22 protein-coding genes are annotated in these 23575 nt (G+C 64.4%); 10 read left to right on the top strand and 12 right to left on the bottom strand.

What is annotated here, in order from left to right:
* The first annotated feature begins 32 nt into the window (after positions 1-32).
* The 10 genes from bchC (at position 33) to QU44_RS03610 (ending at position 10036) form a co-directional block, all read left to right on the top strand.
* Positions 33-959 (top strand): chlorophyll synthesis pathway protein BchC, encoded by a 927-nt coding sequence (gene bchC, locus QU44_RS03655; protein ID WP_033920134.1) that lies wholly within the window; start codon positions 33-35, stop codon positions 957-959.
* Positions 956-1939: a chlorophyllide a reductase iron protein subunit X gene (locus QU44_RS03650; RefSeq protein ID WP_033920133.1), complete on the top strand. Its 984-nt coding sequence runs from the start codon at positions 956-958 to the stop codon at positions 1937-1939. The genes bchC and QU44_RS03650 overlap by 4 nt, the downstream gene beginning before the upstream one ends.
* On the top strand, positions 1929-3485 hold the full coding sequence (gene bchY / locus QU44_RS03645) for a chlorophyllide a reductase subunit Y (RefSeq protein ID WP_052134296.1): 1557 nt from the start codon (positions 1929-1931) through the stop codon (positions 3483-3485). The genes QU44_RS03650 and bchY overlap by 11 nt, the downstream gene beginning before the upstream one ends.
* On the top strand, positions 3482-4924 hold the full coding sequence (gene bchZ / locus QU44_RS03640; protein WP_033920132.1) for a chlorophyllide a reductase subunit Z: 1443 nt from the start codon (positions 3482-3484) through the stop codon (positions 4922-4924). The genes bchY and bchZ overlap by 4 nt, the downstream gene beginning before the upstream one ends.
* A gap of 139 nt (positions 4925-5063) precedes the next feature.
* Positions 5064-5297 (top strand): light-harvesting antenna LH1, beta subunit, encoded by a 234-nt coding sequence (gene pufB, locus QU44_RS03635; protein ID WP_052134304.1) that lies wholly within the window; start codon positions 5064-5066, stop codon positions 5295-5297.
* Positions 5298-5309: 12 nt separating this feature from the next.
* Positions 5310-5492: a light-harvesting antenna LH1, alpha subunit gene (pufA, locus tag QU44_RS03630; protein ID WP_033920130.1), complete on the top strand. Its 183-nt coding sequence runs from the start codon at positions 5310-5312 to the stop codon at positions 5490-5492.
* A gap of 142 nt (positions 5493-5634) precedes the next feature.
* Entirely contained in the window at positions 5635-6474 is an 840-nt protein-coding gene (gene pufL / locus QU44_RS03625) for a photosynthetic reaction center subunit L (RefSeq protein ID WP_033920129.1), read from the top strand.
* An 11-nt stretch (positions 6475-6485) separates the two neighbouring features.
* Positions 6486-7457: a photosynthetic reaction center subunit M gene (gene pufM, locus QU44_RS03620; RefSeq protein ID WP_033920128.1), complete on the top strand. Its 972-nt coding sequence runs from the start codon at positions 6486-6488 to the stop codon at positions 7455-7457.
* Positions 7454-8602: a photosynthetic reaction center cytochrome PufC gene (gene pufC, locus QU44_RS03615; RefSeq protein WP_052134295.1), complete on the top strand. Its 1149-nt coding sequence runs from the start codon at positions 7454-7456 to the stop codon at positions 8600-8602. The genes pufM and pufC overlap by 4 nt, the downstream gene beginning before the upstream one ends.
* Before the next feature lie 171 nt (positions 8603-8773).
* Entirely contained in the window at positions 8774-10036 is a 1263-nt protein-coding gene (locus QU44_RS03610; RefSeq protein ID WP_033920127.1) for a DUF3422 domain-containing protein, read from the top strand.
* A gap of 126 nt (positions 10037-10162) precedes the next feature.
* Here the strand turns inward: QU44_RS03610 and hemA are convergent, their stop codons facing one another.
* Genes hemA through bchB form a run of 12 tightly spaced genes read right to left on the bottom strand, consistent with a single transcriptional unit; the run spans position 10163 to position 23575 of the window.
* A complete protein-coding gene (hemA, locus tag QU44_RS03605; RefSeq protein ID WP_033920126.1) occupies positions 10163-11383 on the bottom strand; it encodes a 5-aminolevulinate synthase in 1221 nt (406 codons plus the stop codon).
* Positions 11384-11398: 15 nt separating this feature from the next.
* Positions 11399-12181, bottom strand: coding sequence for a putative photosynthetic complex assembly protein PuhE (puhE, locus tag QU44_RS03600; RefSeq protein ID WP_033920125.1), 783 nt, complete (start codon positions 12179-12181; stop codon positions 11399-11401).
* Positions 12178-13239, bottom strand: coding sequence for a magnesium-protoporphyrin IX monomethyl ester (oxidative) cyclase (gene acsF / locus QU44_RS03595; protein ID WP_033920124.1), 1062 nt, complete (start codon positions 13237-13239; stop codon positions 12178-12180). The genes puhE and acsF overlap by 4 nt, the downstream gene beginning before the upstream one ends.
* Complete coding sequence (locus QU44_RS03590) at positions 13236-13526, bottom strand: hypothetical protein (protein ID WP_033920123.1); 291 nt, start codon at positions 13524-13526, stop codon at positions 13236-13238. The genes acsF and QU44_RS03590 overlap by 4 nt, the downstream gene beginning before the upstream one ends.
* Entirely contained in the window at positions 13523-13996 is a 474-nt protein-coding gene (puhC, locus tag QU44_RS03585) for a photosynthetic complex assembly protein PuhC (RefSeq protein ID WP_033920122.1), read from the bottom strand. The genes QU44_RS03590 and puhC overlap by 4 nt, the downstream gene beginning before the upstream one ends.
* Entirely contained in the window at positions 13993-14625 is a 633-nt protein-coding gene (puhB, locus tag QU44_RS03580; RefSeq protein WP_231621599.1) for a photosynthetic complex putative assembly protein PuhB, read from the bottom strand. The genes puhC and puhB overlap by 4 nt, the downstream gene beginning before the upstream one ends.
* Positions 14622-15395 (bottom strand): photosynthetic reaction center subunit H, encoded by a 774-nt coding sequence (gene puhA / locus QU44_RS03575; RefSeq protein ID WP_033920121.1) that lies wholly within the window; start codon positions 15393-15395, stop codon positions 14622-14624. Before puhA ends, puhB begins: the two co-directional genes overlap by 4 nt.
* A 13-nt stretch (positions 15396-15408) precedes the next feature.
* On the bottom strand, positions 15409-16836 hold the full coding sequence (locus tag QU44_RS03570) for a BCD family MFS transporter (RefSeq protein WP_033920120.1): 1428 nt from the start codon (positions 16834-16836) through the stop codon (positions 15409-15411).
* Positions 16833-17519: a magnesium protoporphyrin IX methyltransferase gene (gene bchM / locus QU44_RS03565; RefSeq protein ID WP_033920119.1), complete on the bottom strand. Its 687-nt coding sequence runs from the start codon at positions 17517-17519 to the stop codon at positions 16833-16835. Before bchM ends, QU44_RS03570 begins: the two co-directional genes overlap by 4 nt.
* Complete coding sequence (gene bchL / locus QU44_RS03560; RefSeq protein ID WP_033920118.1) at positions 17516-18415, bottom strand: ferredoxin:protochlorophyllide reductase (ATP-dependent) iron-sulfur ATP-binding protein; 900 nt, start codon at positions 18413-18415, stop codon at positions 17516-17518. Before bchL ends, bchM begins: the two co-directional genes overlap by 4 nt.
* An 11-nt stretch (positions 18416-18426) precedes the next feature.
* Positions 18427-22041, bottom strand: a complete 3615-nt coding sequence (locus tag QU44_RS03555) for a magnesium chelatase subunit H (RefSeq protein WP_033920117.1) — start codon at positions 22039-22041, stop codon at positions 18427-18429.
* Entirely contained in the window at positions 22031-23575 is a 1545-nt protein-coding gene (bchB, locus tag QU44_RS03550) for a ferredoxin:protochlorophyllide reductase (ATP-dependent) subunit B (RefSeq protein ID WP_033920116.1), read from the bottom strand. The genes QU44_RS03555 and bchB overlap by 11 nt, the downstream gene beginning before the upstream one ends.

Below are 23575 nucleotides of genomic sequence, written 5' to 3'. Positions count from 1 at the left end.
GGGGCTCTTGGCAAACCAACGGGGAGCGCGCGATGAAGGCGCTGGCAGTAATATTGGAGGCACCTGAAAGCCTCTCGCTGCGCCCGGTCTCGCTGCTGCCGATGGGCCATGGTGACTTGACCGTTGAAATCGCCTGGAGCGGGGTCAGCACCGGTACTGAAAAACTATTATGGACCGGCCGGATGCCGCCCTTCCCGGGCCTGGGCTATCCGCTGGTGCCTGGCTATGAATCGGTCGGTCGCGTTGTCGATGCCGGGCGCGATGTGCGCGGGCGGATCGATGAATGGGTCTTTGTCCCCGGTGCGACTTGCTATGCCGATGCGCGTGGCCTGTTCGGCGGCAGCGCGCGGCGGGTGATCCTGCCATCGGCGCGGGCGATGCCGGTTGCGGAATCGCTGGGGCGCGACGGCACCTTGCTCGCGCTGGCGGCCACCGCGCATCATGTGGTGGTGGGTGGCAATGCCCCCGACCTGATCGTCGGGCATGGCGTATTGGGTCGCTTGATCGCCCGGATCGCCATCGCGCTGGCAGCCGACGCACCGACGGTGTGGGAAACCAACCCCGACCGCCGCGATGCCGACGACTACACCGTGATCGACCCCGCCAGCGATGAGCGCCGCGATTATGCGGTGATCTGCGACGCCAGCGGCGCGGGCGAACAGCTCGACATGTTGATCGGTCGGCTGGGGCGGGGGGGCGAGATCGTGCTTGCCGGTTTCTATGACCGGCTATCCTTCGCTTTCCCCAGCGCCTTCATGCGCGAGGCGCGGCTGCGGATCTCGGCCGAGTTCAAGCCCGCCGACGTTACCGCCGTCACCGAATTGATCGAGGCGGGGCTGCTCTCGCTCGACGGGCTGATCAGCCATGTCGAGCCAGCCGCGCGCGCCGCCGAAGCCTATCCAATCGCTTTCACCGATCCCGCGTGCCGCAAGATGGTGCTCGACTGGAGTGCATTATGACCATGTTCGATGCCGGTATTCTGCGCGAAGAAGCGAGCCATGAGCCCGATCCCGTTCCAACGGGGCCGGTGACCAAGGAAACGCAGATCATCGCGATCTATGGCAAGGGCGGATCGGGCAAGTCGTTCGCGCTGGCCAACCTAAGCTATATGATGGCGCAGCAGGGCAAGCGCGTGCTGCTGATCGGCTGCGATCCCAAATCGGACACGACCAGCCTGTTGTTCGGCGGCAAATCGACCCCGACGATCATCGAGACGTCGAGCGCCAAGAAGCTGGCAGGCGAGGAAATCGGCATCGAGGATGTCTGTTTCCAGCGCGACGGCGTGTTCGCGATGGAATTGGGCGGCCCCGAGGTCGGGCGCGGTTGCGGCGGGCGCGGGATCATCCACGGTTTCGAAACGCTCGAGAAACTGGGCTTCCATGAATGGGGCTTTGATTACGTCCTGCTCGATTTCCTGGGTGACGTGGTGTGCGGCGGCTTTGGCCTGCCGATCGCGCGGGACATGTGCCAGAAGGTGATCGTCGTCGCGTCGAACGACCTCCAGTCGCTCTATGTCGCCAATAACGTCTGCAAGGCGGTCGAATATTTCCGCAAGATGGGCGGCAATGTCGGCGTCGCGGGCATGATCATCAACAAGGATGACGGCACCGGCGAGGCGCAGGCCTTTGCCGAGGCGATCGGTATCCCCACGCTGTGCTCAATCCCCGCGAACGAGGACATCCGCCGCAAATCAGCGAATTACCAGATCATCGGCACGCCCGAGAGCGAATGGGGTTCGCTGTTCGCCGACCTCGCCGCCAATGTCGCCAGCGCCCCGCCGGTCCAGCCGCGCCCGCTCGACCAGGACGGGCTGCTGGGGTTGTTCAAGCCAGAGGATACCGGCGGCAATTACACGCTGAAGCCCGCGACTCAGGCGGATATGCGCGGGAAGCCGTTTGTGACCAAGCCGAGCCTTGAGGTCGTGTACGATGCGGTCTGACGTGGCCCTTCCGGTGGCCACTCCCGTTGCGGGAGGCGATGTCAGAAGCCGCGACCGTATCGTCGTTGCCGAGGGCGGCTGCGCTTCGGGCGACACGCTTCGGGCGGCTGCGATCGGCGCGGGCAAGTCCGACATTCTCGATCGCTATGCCGCCGATTATCCGGTCGATCGCAGCGCCGGCCCGCACGATCAGCCGCAGTCGATGTGCCCCGCCTTTGGCTCGCTTCGCGTCGGTCTTCGGATGCGGCGTACCGCGACGATCCTGTCGGGCTCTGCGTGCTGCGTCTATGGCCTGACCTTCACCAGCCATTTCTATGGGGCAAAGCGCAGCGTCGGCTATGTGCCGTTCAGCTCGGAAACGCTCGTCACCGGCAAGCTGTTCGAGGATATTCGCGACGCGGTGCATCAGCTCGCCGATCCGGCGCTGTACGACACCATCGTCGTCACCAATTTGTGTGTGCCCACTGCCAGCGGCGTGCCGCTGCAATTGCTGCCCGACGCTATCAACGGCGTGCGGGTGATCGGTATCGATGTGCCGGGGTTCGGGGTGCCGACGCATGCCGAGGCCAAGGACGTGCTCGCCGGCGCGATGCTCAATTATGCGCGCAAAGAGGCCGAGGCCGGCCCTGTCGCGGCACCGCGCGATCGCGCCGCCAAGCCGACGATCACGCTGCTGGGCGAAATGTTCCCCGCCGATCCTCCGGGGATCGGCCAGATGCTCGAGCCGTTGGGGCTTGCCGCCGGGCCGGTGGTGCCGACGCGCGAATGGCGCGAGCTGTATTCGGCGCTCGATTGCGCGGCGGTCGCGGCGATCCATCCTTTCTATACCGCCAGCGTTCGCGAGTTCGAAGCCGCCGGGCGGCAGGTAATCGGTTCGGCCCCGGTGGGCGCCGAAGGGACGGCGGCGTGGCTCGACGCGATCGGGCAGGCCTGCGGTATCGCGCAAACCAGGGTGGATGCGGCAAAGAACCGCTTCGTCCCCGCCATCCGCGCCGCGCTCGCCGCCCGACCCATCAAAGGCCGGATCACGGTTTCGGGCTATGAAGGCTCGGAGTTGCTGGTCGCGCGGCTGCTGATCGAAAGCGGGGCCGACGTGCCCTATGTCGGCACCGCGTGCCCGCGCACGCGCTGGTCCGATCCCGATCGCGAATGGCTCGAAGCCAGGAGCGTGCGAATCCAGTTCCGCGCCAGCCTGGAGCAGGACATTGCGGCGGTGCATGAATTCGGCCCCGATCTGGCGATCGGCACGACACCGGTGGTGCAGCACGCCAAGTCGCTGTCGATCCCGGCGCTCTATTTCACCAACCTCATCTCGGCGCGGCCGTTGATGGGACCGGCGGGAGCGGGGAGCCTGGCGATGGTGGTGAACGCCGCTATGGCCAATCGCGATCGCTTCGAGCGGATGACCGCGTTCTTCGAGGGCGTGGGCGCAGGACCAAGTGCCGGAGTGTGGGAAACCACGCCGGTCGACCGGCCCGAATTCAAGGCGAAGTTCGCAGCGCGCAGGATTGCGGCGGCGAAGGCTGCCGAGGCGGTGGGCGTATGACGCTCATCATCGATCATGATCGCGCCGGCGGTTATTGGGGCGCGGTCTATGCCTTTACCGCGATCAAGGGGCTGCAGGTCATCATCGACGGCCCCGTAGGCTGCGAGAATCTGCCGGTTACCTCGGTATTGCATTATACCGACGCGCTGCCGCCGCATGAATTGCCGATCACCGTTACTGGCCTGTCCGAACAGGAATTAGGCCGCGACGGCACCGAAGGCGCGATGCGGCGGGCGTGGAAGACGCTCGATCCCGATCTGCCCGCCGTGGTGGTGACCGGATCGATCGCCGAGATGATCGGCGGCGGGGTGACGCCTGAGGGCACCAACATCGTCCGTTTCCTGCCGCGCACCATCGACGAGGATCAATGGCAGGCCGCCGATCGGGCGCTGACCTGGCTGTGGACGCAGTTCGGCCCGAAGAAAGTGCCGCCCGCGCGCCGCAAGGAAGGCGCGCGACCCAAGGTCAATATCATCGGGCCGATGTACGGCACGTTCAACATGCCCTCTGACCTTGCCGAAATCCGGCGACTGATCGAAGGGATCGGGGCCGATGTCGGCATGGCGTTTCCGCTGGGCAGCCATCTTGCCGATGTCCGCCGGCTGGCCGAGGCCGAAGTGAATGTCTGCATGTACCGCGAATTCGGTCGCGGGCTGTGCGAGACGCTCGAACGCCCGTTCCTGCAAGCGCCGATCGGGCTGGAAAGCACCACCTTGTTCCTGCGCAAGCTGGGCGAGTTGCTTGGGCTAGACCCCGAACCGTTCATCGAGCGCGAGAAGCATACGACGATCAAGCCGCTGTGGGATCTGTGGCGGTCGGTGACTCAGGATTTCTTCGGCACCGCCAGCTTCGGCATCGTCGCGACCGACACTTACGCGCGGGGCATCCGCAATTTCCTGGAAGGTGACTGTGGGTTGCCCTGCACCTTCGCTTATTCGCGCGGGGCCGGGGTGAAGCCCGATAATCACGCGATCAAGGATTCGATCCGCGACAATCCGCCCTTGGTGCTGTTCGGCAGCTTCAACGAGCGGATGTACATGGCCGAGGCCGGCGGGCGCGGGATGTATATCCCGGCTAGCTTCCCCGGCGCGGTGATCCGCCGCCACACCGGAACGCCGTTCATGGGCTATTCGGGCGCGACCTATCTGGTGCAGGAAGTGTGCAACGCGCTGTTCGATGCGCTGTTCAACATCCTGCCGCTGGCCGGGCAGCTCGACGCGGTCGAGGCCACGCCGGCGCGCGATCAGGCCGAGATAAGCTGGGACGACGCCGCCAAGGCCGGGCTCGACGCAGCAGTCGAGCGCGAGCCGGTGCTGGTGCGGATTTCCGCCGCCAAGCGAATCCGCGACGCCGCCGAGCGCGCCGCGCGCCGCTCCGGCGAAGCACAGGTTACCGAGCGCCGGTTGGCCGACGCGCTGGCACAGGGCCAGCCGCGATGACCCCCCGCATCCTTTTCCGCGAGTTCCCGACCGGGTTCTTCGCGGCAACCCCATCGCTGCCGGGTTTGCCCGACCGCGATACCGCCTGGGAGCTAGTTCCGGGCTCCCGTCCTTGTCGGGAAACATGGAGACGACAGACATGAGTGACATCAGAGACGAAAGGATGGGGCCAGGAACCTACCTGACCCCCGAAGAAGCCAAAGAGTTTCATAAACTCTTCCTCGCAAGCTTCATCGGCTTCACCATCGTGGCGATCATCGCGCACTTCCTGTTGTGGAGCTGGCGGCCCTGGTTCCCCGGTCCCAACGGCTATGCCGCGCTGAGCGATGGCGTCGCAGTGGCGCAAGCCACGTTTACCGCCCTCTTGGCATAAGGAGCGTCCGTCATGTGGAGAACCTGGCTGATCTTCGATCCGCGGCGCACACTCGTCGCGTTGTTCATCTTCCTGTTCGTGTTGGCGATCGTGATTCATTTCATCTTGCTCAGCACCGACCGGTTCAACTGGCTTGACGGCCCCAAGAACACACCCGCCGCGATGAGCGCGCCGGCTGCTGCTCCGGGTAGCTGATGTCGAATATCCCGCGTGCCATCCCGGCGCGCGGGGCAGGGCAGGCGAGGTCGCGTCCTTCAGGGACGTGAACTCGCCACCCACCAATTACTGAAACCGCAACGACGCCGGGACGATTGCCCGCGCGCGGGAGGAATGGCTCATGGCGCTGCTTAGTTTCGAGCGGAAATACCGCGTGCGCGGGGGGACGCTGCTTGGCGGCGACCTGTTCGACTTTTGGGTCGGGCCATTCTATGTCGGCTTTTTCGGGGTGACGACCGCGTTTTTCGCGGCGCTCGGCACCTTGTTGATCTTTTACGACGCATCGCTCGGGCCGACGTGGAACCCGTGGCTGATATCGATCGAGCCGCCTGACCTCAGCTATGGCCTGTCGCTTGCGCCGCTGCGCGAGGGCGGCTTCTGGCAGATCATCACCGTCTGCGCGATCGGGGCGTTCGTGTCCTGGGCACTGCGCGAGGTCGAAATCTGTCGCAAGCTTGGTATGGGCTATCATGTGCCGGTCGCCTTTGGCGTCGCGATCTTTGCCTATATCAGCCTGGTAGTGATCCGCCCGGTCTGGCTGGGCGCCTGGGGACATGGTTTCCCTTATGGCATCTTCAGCCATCTCGATTGGGTGTCGAACACCGGATACCAGTATCTACACTTCCATTATAACCCCGCGCACATGCTGGCGGTGACCTTCTTCTTCACCACCACCCTGGCGCTTTCGCTCCACGGGGCACTGGTGTTGTCGGCGGTAAACCCGGCACGCAATCGCGACGGGACATTGGGCGAGGTGAAATCGCCCGAATATGAGGACAGCTTCTTCCGCGACACGATCGGCTATTCGGTCGGTACACTTGGGATCCACCGCGTCGGCCTGTTCCTGGCGCTGTCGGCAGGGTTCTGGAGCGCGGTCTGCATCATCATCTCGGGACCATTGTGGACACGCGGCTGGCCCGAATGGTGGACGTGGTGGCTCGACCTGCCGATCTGGAGCTGAGGAGAAACGACATGGCACGCTATCAGAATCTCTTCACCCAGGTACAGCTTCGCGCAGCGCCCGAAATGGGCCCACCGATGCACGATGCTACCTTTGGCCGCACCGGACTGGGTAGCTACTCCTATTGGATGGGCAAGTTCGGCAACGCCCAGCTTGGCCCGATCTATCTGGGACCATTGGGCATGGCATCGCTGATCTGCGGTTTCCTGGCCTTTGAGATCATCGGCCTGAACATGTGGGCTTCGGTCAACTGGGACCCGGTGCAGTTCGCCCGCCAATTATTCTGGCTGGCGCTCGAGCCGCCAGGGCCGGAATGGGGCTTCAGCCCGTTCGTGCCGCTGGCGCAGGGTGGCTGGTGGATCCTTGCGGGGCTGCTGATGACCACCAGCGTGCTGTTGTGGTGCGTTCGGACCTACCGGCGTGCCAAGGCGCTTGGCATGGGAACGCATGTCGCCTGGGCTTTCCTTAGCGCGATCTGGCTGATGCTGGTGCTGGGCTTCATCCGCCCGATGCTGATGGGCAGCTGGGCTGAGGCGGTGCCGTTCGGCATCTTCCCTCATCTCGATTGGACCGCCGCTTTCTCCATTCGGTACGGCAATCTGTTCTATAATCCATTTCATGCGCTTTCGATCGTGTTCCTCTACGGATCGACGCTGTTGTTCGCCATGCATGGTGCGACCATCCTGGCGGTGGGCCGCTATGGCGGCGAGCGCGAGATTGAACAGATCACCGATCGCGGTACTGCATCCGAACGTGCCGGCTTGTTCTGGCGCTGGACGATGGGCTTCAACGCCACGATGGAATCGATCCATCGCTGGGCATGGTGGTTCGCGGTGCTGACGACGATCACCGGGGGTATCGGCATCTTGCTGACGGGTACGGTGGTTGATAACTGGTATCTATGGGCCATCCAGCATGGCTATGCGCCTGCCTATCCCGGCACCGGCGTGGTCGATCCCTCACTTTCGGGAGCACCGCAATGAGTATGCGCCATCGTCCCTTCGCCCTATGCGCCGGCGTGGCCGGCGCGGCGATCATGCTTTCCGGCTGTGATCTCGGGCCTAAAAAAGTGGTCCAGACCGGCTTTCGCGGCACCGCCATGGCGCAGATCACCGACGTGACCAACATCAAGGAACAGGTGCCGATCCCGGACGATCCCTATCCGCTGCCGCCCGACACCGGGCCAAAGGCAAGCGAGGTGTATGAAAACGTCCAGGTGCTGGGCAATGTGTCTGCCGAGCGGTTCAACCATTTGATGGCGCAGATCACGCAGTGGATCGCGCCGCCAGAACAGGGGTGCAATTATTGCCACAACCCCGCCAACATGGCTTCCGATGAAGTCTATACCAAGCTGGTCGCGCGCCAGATGCTGTTGATGACGCAGGAAGTGAACTCGAAATGGTCGAGCCACGTCCAGCAGACTGGCGTTACCTGTTACACTTGCCATCGCGGCAATGCGGTGCCCGAGTATGTTTGGGCGGCGGAACCTGGCGCGGCCAATCCCAATTCGATTTTGGGCAACAAGCGCGGGCAAAATACGCCAAGCCCGGCAGTCGCCTATTCCTCGCTGCCCAATGATCCGTTTTCGATGTATCTGACGGGCAAGGGCAATTCGCGGGTGGCGGGCAAGACGATCTACCCCGCCTATGGCGAGGGCATGGGCAAGTCGACAAAGGAAGCAGAGGCCAGTTACGGCTTCATGATGCACCTATCCACCTCGCTTGGGGTAAATTGCACCTTCTGCCATAATTCGCAGTCGCTCAGTTCCTGGAATATCAGCCGTCCACAGCGGGTTACGGCCTGGTACGGTATTCGGATGGTCGGCAGTATCAATGATGCCCATATCACGCCGCTGACGCCGATCTTCCCCGCCAACCGCAAGGGACCGCAGGGCGATCCGTATAAGGTGAACTGCATGACTTGCCATCAGGGCCTGCAAAAGCCGCTGGGCGGGGTGAGCATGATCGCGCGGTCGCCGACCTTGCGTGGGCCGTCAGGACCGGTGGCCGTTGCCAAGAATGGCGGCGGCGTTGCTGGCCAGGCCGTAATGACTCCGGCGGTTGCTTCGACCGAGGCGGTAACTGCCAGCCCTGTGGCCGATCAATCCAGTGCGCCGGTGGCGCGATAAGGGTTGCATCGATCCGGTTGCGGTTCGTGTTGCGCCTGAAGGTGCTGGCTGTCCTTCCCGGCTTGGGCGGGCGGATACAGTCCTTCGTATAGCGCAACACGAGCGCGATAAGATGCTAACGCCGTTGCAGGGAATATCTTAGCCTCTTCCCGGGGGCGGACCGGAGGGGCGATGCACGACCTTAGCGACCGCAGCCATCCGCTGCGCGCGAGCCTCTCCGCCGAAATGCATGTCCGGCGGCTGCCGCGCTTTTCCAGCCCGTGCCGATTGTTGCAGGTCGTGACCCTGCTGGGCGGTGCGGCAGCGCGCGAGAGCCGCGCCTATATCGAGGATGTTGCCACCGCCCACGGGCTGAGCATCGCGCCGGCTTCGCGCTATGCTGTGCTGCCGATCGGGCCGTTCACCTTGGTGTGGGAGGGGCATACCGAGTTTGCGAGCTTCACCCTCGTCCTGGAGGGCGCGTTCGACGACCCGTTTGACACCGGGGTGTTCGATGGCGAGGCCGCATCGATCCTGATCGGCCTGCCGGGCGAAGTAATCCGCGCGACCCAGATCGCGGTGCTGCGCCATGCGGCGGGGATGCCGCCGCGCGAGACGCTGTCGACCTGGTTCGATGCGTCGGCGATCGTGGTATGCGACGTTGCCGATGGCAAAGCGCGGATCGCGTCGGATTTCATGCTGCATCCCGACGGCTTTGGCCGGTTGTTGATCGACGATATTTCGTTGGAAGGCGATGAGGCGGCGCAACTGGTGGTTCGATTGCAGGAGCTTGGCAATTATCGCAACATGGCGTTGCTCGGCCTGCCGATGGCGCAGCGGTTGACGCCCGAGGTGACCGCGATCGAGGCCAGGCTGTCGGCGCTGACGCATGAGGTGTCCGAGCGCAGCACCAATGACGACTCGCTGCTCGACGAACTCACCTTCGTTGCTGCCGAGCTTGCCCGGTTGGTCGCTGAGACGCGCTATCGGATGAGTGCCACCCGCGCCTATTCCGAGCTGAGCATGGAGCGGCTGCGGAGCCTGGGGATCGGGCCGGTGCGCGGGTTTCAGACCCTGGCCGATTTTACCGAGCGCCGATTGGTGCCGGCGGTGCGGACCTGCGCCAGCTTTTCGAACCGGCTGGAGGATTTGTCGCAGCGCACCGCCTGGACCAGCTCGCTGCTGCGCACCCGGATCGACATCGCGCTGGCGAAACAGAATCGCGACTTGCTCGAGTCGATGGACCAGCGCACCAAATTGCAGTTGCGGCTGCAACAGGCGGTCGAGGGGCTGTCAGTGGTGGCGATCAGCTATTATCTCGTGTCGCTGATCGGCTATCTCGCCTATCCGGCGGGGGCCGAAGCCAAGCCCTATATCGTCGCTGGCGCGGTGCCGCTGGTGATGGGGCTGGTGTGGATCCTGGCGCGGCGGTTGCGCAAGGGATTTGAGGAATAACCGCGCCCTGGCTTGAGCGTTCGCCGAGCCTTTCAGCCGCTTAACAAAACGCAGTTTCGCCTTTGGTCTAGGCCGTCGCCCCAAGCCTGAGCGGTGTCGGATCGCCTCCGGCACCACTGCCTTGAGTCACGCCGCCATTTCGCGCCGTGCCAGTTCGCACATCGACCAGATTTCGCTCAGGCCGCGAACCAGCCGGTCGACATCGTCGTCCGAATGCACCGGCGAGGGCGTGAGGCGAAGCCGCTCGGTGCCGACCGGGACGGTTGGATAGTTGATCGGTTGCACATAGATGCCGTGATGCTCCATCAGCCAGTCGCTGATGCGTTTGCACTTCTTGGCATCGCCCACCATCACCGGGATGATGTGGCTGGGGTTTTCGATCGTCGGGATGCCGATCGCGTCGAGGCGGCGGCGGACATAGGCGACCCGCTCCTGATGCTTCTCGCGCTCGACCTGGCTAACCTTGAGGTGGCGGATGCTGGCGGCGGCACCCGCGGCCAGCGCGGGGGGCAGCGCTGTCGTGAAGATGAAACCGCTGGCGAAGCTGCGAACGAAATCGCAGACCGCTGCTGAACCCGCGATATAGCCGCCCATCACGCCGAACGCTTTGCCCAGCGTCCCCTCGATCACGGTGATCCGGTCCATCAGACCGCGCGCCTCGGCGACGCCGCCACCGCGTGGGCCATAGAGGCCGACGCCGTGGACTTCGTCGATATAGCTCATCGCGCCGTGGCGTTCGCACACGTCGAGGATTCCCTCGATCGGGGCGATGTCACCGTCCATCGAATAGACGCTTTCGAACACCACCAATTTGGGGCGGGCAGGGTCCATCGCCGACAGGCGGCGGTCGAGGTCTTCGGGGTCGTTATGCGCGAAGCGGTGGCATTCGGCGCGGCTGTGGCGGATGCCTTCGATCATGCTGGCGTGGTTGAGCGCGTCGGACAAGACGATGCAGCCGGGGATGCGCGCGGCAAGCGTCGACAGCGCTGCCCAGTTCGAAACATAGCCGCTGGTGAACAATAGCGCCGATTCCTTGCCATGCAGATCGGCGAGTTCACGCTCGAGATCGACATGCGCGTGGGTGGTGCCCGATATGTTGCGGGTGCCGCCCGATCCCGCGCCGCAGCGATCGAGCGTTTCGTGCATCGCGCTGAGTACCGCCGGATGCTGGCCCATGCCGAGATAGTCGTTCGAACACCATACGGTGACCTTATCGACCCCGGCGTGATTGAAGCAGGTGGCGTTGGGGAAAGCGCCGGCCTTGCGCTCCAGCTCGGCAAACACCCGATAGCGACCGTCTTCGCGCAGGACATCCAGTTCCGACTGGAAAAACGCTTCATAGTCCATGCGATACCTCCCCGTTCAATCCAGTGTGGCGGTTCGTACCGCCGTTGTTTTGGGCTTTGTGGCCGAGGCCCAAACCCACATCTTCCCGTCACGCAGTGGCAGGACCAGAAACAGATGCTCGACCACGCCGAGCGCGCCGAGGCCAACCAGCAGCATCGCGGTGATCGCCGCGCCCCCGGCTGATGCTTGCGCGAAATGCCACGCCCAGATCACCTGCGCGACGCCGAGCGCCACCGACACGGGATACCAGACGTTGATCGGCCGCTTGCCGAAATAGGACTTTAGATAGGCCAGGTGCGCCGGGAAAATCTCGTCCGACAGATTTGCCACGCCCAGGAACAGATTGATCTTCGCCGAAAGCCGCAACACGAACAGCAGCGCGAAGGTGAGCGGAGCGGTCTGGTTGGGCTGGCCCCAGCACAGCGCGAAGAGCACCAGCACCGTCGCCGCCAACGCCAGTTCGTGATGGATCACCGTTCCGGTCGCCGCGCGAAACCGCGCCATGCCGGTGATGCCCGGTGGGCAAGGCGCGCGGCGCGGGCCGGCGACGAAGCCCATCAGGAACCCCATTTCATGCCAGCCCCAGATGACGATCGCTGCGGCAAAGCTGACATAAGCACCGCCCGCGCTTGCATCGCCCGCTACCCACCAGACCGCAACCGTTGCCGCCAGTGCCGCCAGCCCGGCCAGCCGGAAGCTGGTGCGGAACGTGGCGTGCGCGCGGCTGTCGAGCCACACCACCGCAGCGGTGCCGACAAACCACATGAGCAGGGCAAACAGAAGCGGTGGAAAGGTCACCAGGCGGGCACCATCCGAACGCTTGCGGGTGCCTCGTTCCGTTCGGCGCGGTGGCAATATAGCCGGGCGAAGGCGAACCCCGCCGCCGCCATGCCGGTTACCCGTTTGAACATGCCGACCACGCCGCCCTGGCGCTTGCCCGCTTCGATCCGAAGCGAGGCGAGGCGGATCGCTTCCAAGCCGCCGCGAAAGCCTGCGCTGTCGGTATCGAGCACCACCGGGAACACCTGCCGCGTGATCGCCGAACAGACGCGATAGACCTGAAGGTCATAATCGGTGGGGTCGATGCCAAGTCCCTGATGGAACAATGGCCGATTATGGTCGCGGATATACATCGTCGAATAGACCGCCACCAGGAAGAAGCGGATCCACAGCTTGTTGGTGCCCGCCAGCAGCTTGGGATCGGCGCGCATCAACAGCGCGAATGCCTCGCCATGGCTGAACTCGTCGTTGCACCATTCCTCGAACCAGTTGAAGATCGGGTGGAAGCGATGTTCCGGGTGGCACGCCAGATGGCGGAAGATCGTGATGTAGCGCGCATAGCCGATCTTTTCGGACAGATAGGTCGCATAGAAGATGAACTTCGGCCGGAAATACGTGTATTTCTTGGCGCGCGTGAGAAAGCCAAGGTCGATACCGATGCCGGCATCCTTGAGCGTGTCGTTGATGAACCCGGCATGGCGGCTTTCATCGCGGCTCATCAGCCGGAAAAGCTGCTTCATGTCGGGATTGTTGGTCCGCTTCGCGATTTCGGCATAGAGGATGCAGCCTGAAAATTCGGCGGTGAGCGAGCTGACCAGGAAATCGATGAACTCTTCGCGAAGCCCGTCGGGCAGGCTTTCGATCACCCCTTCAAACGCGCGGGTGCGCTTGAAATGCGCCTTGCGCGGGTCGGCCGCCAATTCGCCGATCAGCACGTCCCACTCGGCGCGCACGCTCGACACGTCGATCGCATCGAGTGCGTCGAAATCGGTGGTGTAGAAGCGCGGCGACAGGACGGTGTCCTGGCTCGCGATCGCCATCGTGTCTGCGGCGGCAAGGCTGGTGGTCGCGTTCATGTGAGGCTCCTCGGGCTGAAGCTGACTTCGTATAATTCGGTCATTTCGAAATGGCCGGCGAATTTGGTCCAGAGCCGCTCGACCAGCCCCGCGCGCTCGACGGTGGCGATCCGGTCGAAGCTGCGGCGCTGGCCGAAATCGACATGGATCGGTTCGCCATGGACATGGACACTGTCGCCAGGTTCAAGCGCGACACCGCCCGCCAGGTGGACATGCGCGCAAAGAAACTCGTCGCTATGCTCGACTTCGATGCGGCAGGGGGTGTCGAAACGCTTGCGGGCGATCATGTGGTCGGTCCCTTGTCCAGCAAGGCCGCAAAGGCGGCGCGGTTGTCGCTACCAAAACCGTTCAGTTCCACCACGCGCCCGGTCGACGGATCGTCCAGCGACAGGCCGCCATTGGCCCAGGAGGTAAGCCTGAAGGGTGGTTCGTTGCCGATCCCGCGCATCCGCCGGTCGCGCGCCATGCCGCGCATGACGCCGCGAACGAAGCCGGTCTGCTGGCCCGGCTCGATCACCGCAGGGGTGTCGCCGATGCGTTCGATCAGCACGCCGCCATCGGCGCGATCGGTGAAGCGAAGCATCTTGCTATCCACCATAGCCACTTGCCCGGCGGTGCGCTCGGCAACCGGCGACGCGGTCGGCGGCAATTGCGCGATGCGAAAGCCGGCGGTCATCGCGAGTGCGATCCCGACCAGGCCGGCGACCATCGCCAGCGCGCCGCGCGGCACCGTGGTTTCGTGGCTATCCGTGCTCATGCTGCCACTGCCTCGCCATAGCCATGATCGGCCTGTTGCGGCACCACGGCGGGGGTCAATTGCCCTTGCGGATTGGCTGACAGGCACATCCGCGCGATCAATGCGCCGACCTTGTCGGCATCGGCGATGCTGCGCAGCATCGGCTGTGGCTTCGAAAGCTTCCACGGACGAGCATGGGGCCAAAGCGCAACATAACCAAGGTTCTGCGCCCCGGTGACATGCAATGCAACATCTCCCGTACCATCGGCGCGCGGGGCAAGATCGACCGATCCGACCAGCGTCAGCGGCAGGTTGATGCACTTGGGCAGCGCAATGCCGATCCGCAGCACGAGCCGCTTGTCGGTGAGCGTATACACCGCGCCGCGGGCGGTGCCCCAGGCGAGGAGCGATAGGAGGCCGACGCAGACCACGCCAGATGCCGCGGTCATCGCGGTGCCGAACAAGGCACCGCCCGATCCGATTGCTGCAGCGATCGTCAGCAGCGTGAAATACACCGCAACCAATCGCGTGTGAAACGCGGTTCGGGCCAATTGGCGCCATTGCGGCTTGCCCTGCCAGATGATCCGCTCGCCCCGGGGCAGCGGTGCGGGAAGGCCGGGGACCGGCTCGATGTCATATTCAGTGATCACAGGATTGGCTCCTGACGTTCGCGGTTGGCATAGAGGTAGCCGCCGCCGTAATAGGCCTGGATCCGCTCTTCGTCGTACAGCGTGAGCGTGCCATCGGCTCCGGCATCGGGAACATTGGCGAATTGCGCGGCGGTGATCGCGTCGATCACGACCCGGCTTTTGCGCCGTTCGATCGTCGACATGAACATCGGGGCGAGGACCGATTTGCCCGGCACGGTGGCAAGATCGACGGTGAGATAGCGGATCAGCCGGTCGGCCTTGTCGATCCAGATTTCACTGATCTTGCCGACCACTTGGCCATCGGCCGACACCACGTCGAACCCGCGCGGATCGGGATCGCCCTTGACGATCCAGAAGTCGCTGTTGCTGCCCAGCGGCACGATCCGCGGATGGCCTTCATAATCGAGGTCGGGGCGCTTGGCGCGCTCGGCCCAGGCCGCGGGGCCGATCCCGTCGACCAGCGGGTCACCCGTCGGGGCATAGGGTGCGCCGGCGAAGCGATCGGTGCGATAGGCGGCGATGTTTACCGGCTCGCGTCCCTGGGTCGGGGTGGATACGACGCCGTGGCCGAACGGCAGTTTGAAACGCTTGGGATCGGCACTGAAGAAACCGCCGGGCGCGTCGATCCGCCCGGTCATTTCGTCTTCCATCGGATAGCCTTCGCGGCGATCTTCGCGCCGCAGGTAAACGATCAACCCCAGGAAAAAGAGGAAGAATGTATACAGACTAAGCAATGCCACGTCGAAATATGGCGTGATGAGGACGTTCACAGGCCTTCTCCCTTCAAATCGGAAACTGGCCGAGCCCGAAGCGATCGGGGGCAGGGCGGGGGGCATCGATGCGCCCCCTGACCAACGGCCCGAGCGCGACGAGCGTGCCGAGGAGCAACAGAATTTCTACGCAATAAACAACACCATAGCCGGTGGCCGGATTGGCCAGCGTCGATCCGAAATCGGTGGCGACGGCGGCGGTGGAGATCACATCGCGGGCAATGCCGCCGATCGCGATCGCCGCACCCGCGCAGGTCGCCTGCACCGAACCCCAGGCGCCGAGCGCAAGGCCCGAGCGGCCGTCTTCGGCCATGCCCATCGCCTCGACCATCGTGCCGACCGAGAACAGGCCGCCGCCAAGCCCGATCATCGCTGCGCCAAAGCCAAGCAGCGCGACCGAATTGAGCGGCGCGGCAAACAGCACGCACAAGAATGCGCCGATGCCGACTACCCCGCCGAAACCGGCAAGGCGCAGCGGATCGACCTGGCTGGCCATCGCGCGCGCCGCCAAGGTGAAGCCGGCAAGCATCCCCGCCGCCCATAGCGCGGTCAGCGACGTGGTCGCACCGACCGAAAGTCCTAGGATCGATCCGCCATAGGGTTCGAGCAGCACGTCCTGCATGCTGAAAGCGGCGGCACCCATACCGACTGCGACCAGCAGCCGCGTGGCGCGCGGGCGGGCGATGAATTCGGCCCAGAGCGCGGCAAAGGCGGGACGGGGCAGGTCAGCCGACGTCGCGGTGCGATTGCGCACCTCCTGCTTCCACAAGGCGATGACGTTGAGCACCATCGTCGCCATCGCAACGCCTGAGATGACCTGCACCAGCTTGGTCGGCGAAAATTCGCGCAGCAGCTGGCCGATGACGATCGCGCTGACCAGCATGCCGACCAGCAGCATGACATAAAGCAGGGCAACGACGCGCGGCCGCGCTTCGACCGGGGCGAGGTCGGTCGCGAGCGCTAGCCCTGCGGTCTGCGTCATGTGCATGCCCGCGCCGACCATCAGGAAGCCCACGGCGCTGCCGATATGCCCTGACCAATCCGCGCCCGGCCCGGCTCCGCCGCCCGCCATCACCAGCATCCCGAACGGAAGCATGGCGAAGCCACCAAACTGCAACAGGCTGCCGAACCAGATATAGGGCACCCGCTTCCAGCCCAGCACCGAGCGGTGATGGTCCGAACGATGGCCGATCAGCGCACGGAAGGGCGCGAACAACAGCGGGATCGCGACCATCGCCGCGACCAGCGATACGCTCATGCCGAGTTCGACGATCATCACGCGGTTGAGCGTGCCGGTCAGCAACACCGCCGCCATGCCGACCGAAACCTGGAACAGCGACAGCCGCAGCAATCGCCCAAGCGGCAATTCCAGCGTCGCTGCATCCGCGAACGGCAGGAACTTCGTGCCGATCCGGCTCCAGAAGGCGGCCCCGGCGATCATTGCGCGACGATTTCCATCGCCTGGCTGGTGTAGAAACCGCTCGAGATGCGCTGGGTACGGCCAACGCGGGCGGTGGGGATCGCATTGGCGACCAGCGTCCGCAGCAATCGGTCACGCGCCGGAATGATCGCCGGCGCGCGATCACTGCGCGGGAACAGCTTGCCCGTTGCGTGCATGACGTTGAGCATCGGCGTGGCCGGGGCGAAGGTATAGACGATCGATCCGCTGGTGCGTTCGGACAGGGTTCGCAGCACATCGACGATGTCGAAGGCCGGATAATGGATCAGCGAATCCATCGCCACGACATGATTGAACCGGCCAAGTGCGGGATCGAGCATGTCACCCACTTTCCAGTCGATCGAAAGGCCAGCCGGCGCGCGATCGCGGGCGACGTGCACCAGGCTGCCGGCGATGTCGATCGCCACGACATCGGCCCCGCGCCGCGCCGCTTCGACCGCGAGCGATCCGGTGCCGCAGCCGGCGTCGAGCAGCCGCAGCCCGGTCATGTCGGCGGGCAGCCAGGACAGCAACGTTTCCCGCATCCGATCGCGGCCGGCGCGCACGGTGGCGCGTATCCGGCTGACCGGCGCGTCCGACGTCAACTGCTCCCATGTCTTCGACGCGGTACGGTCGAAATAGGTTTCGAGCTGGGTTCGGTACTGGGCATAGGAAGCGGCCATCATTCGAACCCCAGAAATTCGAAGATGTCGCGATCCTTCATCGCCTTGGCATCGAGCGCGTCGGTGCCCGCCCATAGATGCGCGGCGAGGCGCTTATATTCATCGCAGGCGGCGGCGACTTCGGGGGTCTGTTCCATCTCGAACAGCGTGCATTTCTTGAGCCGGCTGCGGCGGATGGCATCGAGATCGGGGAAATGCGCCAGCCGCTTGAGCCCGGTGGCCTCGTTGAAACGGTCGATCTCGTCGGTCGCTGCCGAGCGATTGGCGATCACGCCGGCCATTCGCACGTCGTAATTCTTCGACTTCGCCTGGATCGCCGCGACGATCCGGTTCATCGCGAAGATGCTGTCGAAATCATTGGCGGCGACCACCACCGCGCGCTCGGCATGTTGCAGCGGCGCGGCAAAGCCGCCGCATACGACATCGCCCAGCACGTCGAACAGCACGACATCAGTATCCTCGAGCAGGTGATGCTGCTTGAGCAATTTCACCGTCTGACCGACGACATAGCCGCCGCAACCCGTTCCCGCAGGCGGTCCGCCTGCCTCGACGCACATCACGCCGTTGAAACCTTCGAACATATAGTCCTCGGGCCGCAATTCCTCGTGATGGAAGTTCACCGTTTCGAGCACGTCGATGACGGTGGGCATCAGCTTTTTGGTCAGCGTGAAGGTGCTGTCATGCTTGGGATCGCACCCGATCTGCAGCACGCGCTTGCCCAGCAGCGAGAGGGCCGCCGACAGATTCGACGAGGTGGTCGATTTGCCGATGCCGCCCTTGCCATAGACGGCAAAAACCTTGGCATTGCCGATGCGGTCGACCGGGTCGAGCCGGACCTGAACGCTGCCGTCGGCGCCCGATTCTTGGCGTGCGGGGCGGATTGGGTCGTGAAGTGCCATGTTGGTTCCTTTCAGGCCGCCGCCGCCACGCCTTCGAGCATGTCTTCAATCTCGTCGCTCGCAGCATGGAGGGCAGCCAGGGTTTCGGCATCAGGTTGCCAGAAATCGCGTTCGCTCGCCTCGATCAGCCGGCCGGCGACACGCGCCGATGCCTTGGGATTGAGTGTCGCGAGGCGCTGGCGCATCGCGTCGTCGAGCATGTAGGTCTCGGAAATCTTTTGATAGACCCAGGGGGCTACCTGGCCGGTGGTGGCTGACCAGCCCATCGTCGTGGTCACATGCCCCTCGATCTGGCGGACACCCTCGAAGCCGTGCTTGAGCATCCCTTCGTACCAGACCGGGTTGAGCATCCGGGTGCGGGTTTCGAGATCGACTTGCTCGCCCAGCGTCCGCACCTTTGCCGTCCCTTGCGTCGCATCGACGATATAGACCGGGGCCGCCTTGCCCTTGGCGCGCGCGATCGACCGGCTCATGCCGCCCAGCGCATCGACATATTGGTCGATGTCGGTGACGCCGAGTTCGACCGAGTCCAAATTCTGGTAAGTCGCATCGACTCCCGCCAGTGCCGATTTGAACAATTCGGCGCGGCGCTCGGGCGCGCCCTTGCGGCCATAGGCGAAGCCCTTGTTACGCTCGAACATCTCGGCGAGTTCGTCGGGGTCGCTCCAGCCGCCAGCGTCGATCATCTGATTGACGTTGGCACCATAGGCACCCTCGGCATTTGAGAAGACACGAAGCGCCGCGGTTTCGAGGTCGCAGCCATGTGCCGCCTGATGTGCCAGCGTGTGCTTGCGGACGAAATTCTGGTCGAGCGGCTCGTCGGCGCTTGCCGCCAGCCATGCTGCCTCGGCGATCATCCGCGTTTGCAGCGGCAACAAGTCGCGGAAAATGCCCGATAGCGTAACGACCACGTCGATCCGGGGGCGGCCAAGCTCAGCCAGCGGGATGAGTTCAGCCCCGCTCAACCGGCCATACCCATCGAAATGTGGCCGGGCACCCAGCAGTGCCAGTGCCTGTGCGACTTGCTGGCCTTCGCTTTTCAGATTGTCGGTGCCCCACAGCACCATCGCCAAGGTTTCGGGGAAGGGCGCGCCATCGGCGATATGCCGCGCGATCACCCCTTCGGCGGCGCGTGCGCCTTCGATACAGGCATAGGCACCGGGGATGCGGAAGGGATCGAACCCATGCAGGTTGCGCCCGGTCGGCAATATTTTGGGATTGCGGATCAGGTCGCCGCCGGGAGCCGGGGCGATGAAGCCGCCGTCGAGGGCGTGGATAACCCCGCCCAACTCGTCATTGGTGGCCAGCATCCGGTCGATCTCGGCAATGTCGCTGTCGGGATTGCCGGCGGCGATCTGGGTAGCCCAGGCGCGGCGCTCGGCAGGATCGAGCCGCTTGCCGATGACATGCAGGCCGTGCGGGATGAGTTCGCATTCCAGCTCGTACAGGCGCGCCGCCAGCGCTGCGATGTCGAAGCTATGCCCGTTCTCGGCATTGCCGCACAGCAAGGGCGGCGAGGTGGTCAGGTCGAGTGCGAGCGCGGCGTCAGCGATCATCGGCTCAAGCCCGGCGCGCTCGGCACCCTCGGATGACGAGCGCCAACGCTCGATCAACGCCTTCAGCTCGTTCAGCCCTTTGTACAAACCGGCCTGGGCCAGCGGCGGGGTTAGATAGCTGATGAGCGTCGCGCCCGAGCGGCGCTTGGCGAGCAGCCCTTCGGACGGATTATTGGCGGCATAGATATACAGGTTGGCCAGGTCGCCGATCAGCCGCTCGGGCCAGCAAGCGCCCGACATGCCCGCCTGTTTGCCCGGCATGAATTCGAGCGCGCCATGCGTGCCGAAATGCAGCACCGCATGCGCCGCGAAATCCTCGCGCAGCCAGCGATAAAAGGCGCTGAAGGCGTGGGTGGGGGTGAAGCGCCCGTCGAACAGGATCCGCATCGGATCGCCTTCCCAGCCAAAGGTCGGCTGGATCCCGACAAAAACGTTGCCGAATTGCGCGCCCAGCACCTGGATGCTGCTGCCGTCGGCCTGAACCTTGCCAGGGGCTGGTCCCCAATTGGCCTCGATCTCGGCCAGCCAGCGTTCGCGGCGCACATGATCGTCGGTGCTGATCCGGGCATGGACATTGGCGTCGGTGCCGAAGCGTTCGGCATTCCCCTTCAACACCGCGTCGCGCAGCGTGTCGACATCGGCGGGAACATCGACCGTATAGCCCTCGTCGTGCATCCGCGTGAGCGTGGCGTGAAGCGATTCCCAGACTGCCAGATGCGCCGCGGTGCCGGTGGCACCGGCGTTGGGCGGGAAGTTGAACAGGATCGTCGCGACCCGCCGCTCGGCGCGCGGGGTGCGGCGAAGCAATACGGTGCGTGCGACCTTGGCGGCGAGCGCCTGCGCGCGCTCGGGGCACGAATGCATCGTGCGGACCAGCCCTTCGGTGGGGAAGGAGCAGCCGTGGTGGCAACCCGAGCAGGCGACGCCCGCGCCATCGGAGCGACCGCCAAAGATCATCGGCGCGGTTGCCCCGTCGAGTTCGGGGATCGCGACCATCATCGTCGCTTCGAGAGGCAACAGGCCCTGACGCCCCGCGCCCCATTGTTCGAGCGACTGGAACTCGACCGGATGCGCGGCGATGTAGGGCACGTCGAGCTTCGACAGCGTTATTTCGGCAGCGTCCGAGTCGTTATATGCCGGCCCACCGACGAGCGAGAAGCCGGTCAGTGAAATCACCGCATCAACGATGGTCGCGCCGTCCCGGACGAAGAACTTCTCGATCGCCGGACGCGAATCGAGGCCGCCGGCAAAGGCGGGAATGACGCGAAGCCCCTTGGCCTCCAGCGAGCGGATGACGCCGTCATAATGGCCGGCATCGTGCGCCAGGATGTAGGAACGGAGCATCAGCACCCCGACGGTGCCGATCGTTTCGCCCGGCGCAGCCAGCGCGTCGACACGCTCGGCCATGCGGCCGGGCAGATCGGGGTGATAGACGCCGACTTCGGGATATTCGCGCGGTGCCTGCGCCCGCTCGCCGCCGCGTTCGCCAGTGGCATAGCGATCGACCAGGGCGCGGATCATGTTGACGACATTGTCGTCGCTGCCCGCCAGCCAATATTGCAGCGTCAGGAAATACGCCCGCACATCCTGTGCGGTGCCGGGGATGAAGCGCAGGATCTTTGGCAGCCGGCGCAGCATCTTCATCTGCTTGGCACCTGCCGATGCACCCGGCTTTGACGAACCACGCAGTTTCTTCAACAGCGCCAGCGGCCCCTTGGCCGGGGCGTCCATGCGATAGCTGCCCATCTTGGTGAGCTTCACCACCTCGGCACCCGACATCATGCCGATGGTCGCCTTGGTATGGTCGCGCCGGGCGACAATGGCGGGCATCACCGCGCGGATGTGATCGTCGAGAAACAGCATCGTCGCAACGACGATGTCAGCGCGACCGATGTCGGCGATGGTGGTTTCGAGGGCGTGCGGCGATGCGTCCCAATCGGAGGCGGCGTGGAAGCCGATGGTGATTCCGCTGCCATCCTGAGCGAAGCGTGCCGCTGCACGTTCGACCGCGCCCGACAGATGATTGTCGAGGGTGATGATGACCACATGGATCGGTGCGCTATCGGGCATAATGCGCCTTCGCGTCATAGAGGGTATCGAGGCCAACGGTCGGCAGGCCGTGGTCGGCGGCATAGGCTTCGGTGTTGCGGCGTGCCTTGCCGCGCACGAAGAACGGGATTTTGCGAAGTTCGCGCTCGGCCTCGGCAGTCCAGCCGATCGCCGCCGCGTCGGTCGCGGCGGGGGCATGATCGACTGGCGGCGGCGCTGGCGCTGCGACCTTGCCATGTCCCAAATGGCTGGCGCCTGCATCGTCGGCGAATTCGAAATCGTCGCGGAACATCGTCAGCAGATGCTCCTCCAGCCCCATCACCAGCGGATGGACCCAGGTGTCGAAGAGCACGTTCGCGCCCTCAAACCCCATTTGCGGGCTGTAGCGCGCGGGGAAATCCTGGACATGGACCGGCGAGGAAATGACCGCGCAGGGAATGCCAAGCCGCTTGGCGATGTGGCGCTCCATCTGCGTGCCCAGCACCAATTCGGGCTGAAGCTCGGCAATCGCCGACTCTACCTCAAGATAATCGTCGGTGATGAGCGGTTCGACACCATATTCGGCGGCGGCTGCGCGCAAGTCGCGCGCTAATTCGCGGTTGTAGCAGCCAAGGCCGACTACCTTGAAACCCAGTTCGTCGCGCGCGACGCGGGCGGCGGCGATGGCGTGGGTGGCGTCGCCGAAGATGAAGACGCGCTTGGCGGTGAGATAGGTCGAATCGACCGAACGGCTCCACCAGGGCAGAAGCGAGGTGTCGAGCGCAGCGGAGGGATCAATGCCCGCGACGGCGGCGACTTCGGCGATGAAGTCGCGAGTCGCGCCATAGCCGATCGGCACGGTGCGCACGATCGGCTGACCGAAGCTCTTTTCCAGCCAGCGTGCGGCGGTGTCGGCGGTTTCGGGATAGAGCGAGATGGTGAAGTCGGCAGCGCCCAGCGTCGCGATGTCGGCGGGGCTGGCCCCCAGCGGTGCGACGCAATGAACGTCGATCCCCATGCTATCGAGCAGCCGGGTGATTTCGATGACGTCATCGCGGTGGCGAAAGCCGAGTGCAGTCGGCCCCAGCAGATTTGCGCGCGGGCGGCGACCTTCGCGCGGCGCGGGGCGGACGTCGCGATCGGCGAGCGTGCGGACGATCTGGTAGAAGGTTTCCGAAGCGCCCCAGCTTTCCTTGCGGCTATAGCTTGGCAATTCGAGCGGGATCACCGGGATCGGCAGGTGCATCGCCTGCATCAGCCCCGAAGGATCGTCCTGGATCAACTCGGCAGTGCACGAAGCACCGACGATCATCGCCTGCGGCTGGTAACGCTCAAATGCTTCGCGCGCCGCGGTCTGAAAAAGTTCGGCGGTGTCCTTGCCCAGATCGCGCGCCTGAAAGGTGGTGTAGGTGACCGGGGGACGCTTGGCGCGGCGTTCGATCATCGTGAACAGCAGGTCGGCATAGGTGTCGCCCTGCGGCGCGTGCAGGACGTAATGCACACCCTCCATCGCGGTCGCGACTCGCATCGCGCCGACATGGGGCGGTCCTTCATAGGTCCAGACGGTCAACTGCAT

The sequence above is a fragment of the Sphingomonas sp. 37zxx genome, from assembly GCF_000786205.1.
GTDB lineage: Bacteria > Pseudomonadota > Alphaproteobacteria > Sphingomonadales > Sphingomonadaceae > Sphingomonas.
Note: the sequence above shows the minus strand (reverse complement) of the source record. Positions and strands in the feature narration are given on the sequence as shown.